The 1,003-nt window shown below is 66.4% G+C and carries 1 pseudogene; it reads left to right on the top strand.

The features are described 5' to 3' along the window. A pseudogene (locus ACFYY8_RS42135) lies at positions 1–1,003 on the top strand (DNA-directed RNA polymerase subunit beta); the annotation flags it as partial.

Raw genomic sequence — 1,003 nt, 5'->3', positions numbered from 1 at the left:
GACCTGGCCAAGGTCGGCCGCTACAAGATCAACAAGAAGCTCGGCGTCGACGCCGACATCACCCAGGGCACGCTGACCGAAGAGGACATCGTCGCCACCATCGAGTACATCGTCAAGCTTCACGCGGGCGAGACCTCGATGCAGGGCTCCGGTGGAGAGATCGTCGTCGAGACCGACGACATCGACCACTTCGGCAACCGCCGCCTGCGCACGGTCGGCGAGCTCATCCAGAACCAGGTCCGTCTGGGCCTGGCCAGGATGGAGCGGGTCGTGCGGGAGCGGATGACGACGCAGGACGTCGAGGCGATCACGCCGCAGACCCTGATCAACATCCGTCCCGTCGTGGCGTCGATCAAGGAGTTCTTCGGGACCTCCCAGCTGTCGCAGTTCATGGACCAGACCAACCCCCTGGCGGGCCTGACGCACAAGCGGCGTCTGTCCGCGCTGGGCCCCGGTGGTCTGTCACGTGAGCGGGCCGGCTTCGAGGTTCGTGACGTTCACCCGTCCCACTACGGCCGTATGTGCCCGATCGAGACGCCGGAAGGCCCCAACATCGGTCTGATCGGCTCGCTCGCCTCCTTCGGCCGGGTGAACTCCTTCGGGTTCGTCGAGACGCCCTACCGCAAGGTCGTCGACGGCAGGGTGACCGAAGAGGTCCACTACCTCACCGCCGACGAGGAGGACCGCTACGTCATCGCCCAGGCGAACACGCCGATCGCCGCCGATGGCACGTTCCTTGAGGACCGCGTCCTCGTCCGCCGTAAGGGTGGCGAGTTCGAGTCCGTGAGGGCCAACGAGGTCGGTTACATGGACGTCTCGGCACGCCAGATGGTGTCGGTGGCGACCGCGATGATCCCGTTCCTGGAGCACGACGACGCCAACCGGGCGCTCATGGGCTCCAACATGCAGCGTCAGTCGGTGCCGTTGCTGAAGAGTGAGGCGCCGCTGGTCGGGACCGGTATGGAGTACCGGGCCGCGACGGACGCCGGGGACGTGATCACGG

This window comes from Streptosporangium sp. NPDC001559 (assembly GCF_042893955.1).
Taxonomy (GTDB): Bacteria; Actinomycetota; Actinomycetes; order Streptosporangiales; family Streptosporangiaceae; genus Streptosporangium.
This window is presented reverse-complemented; position numbering and strand designations above follow the sequence as displayed.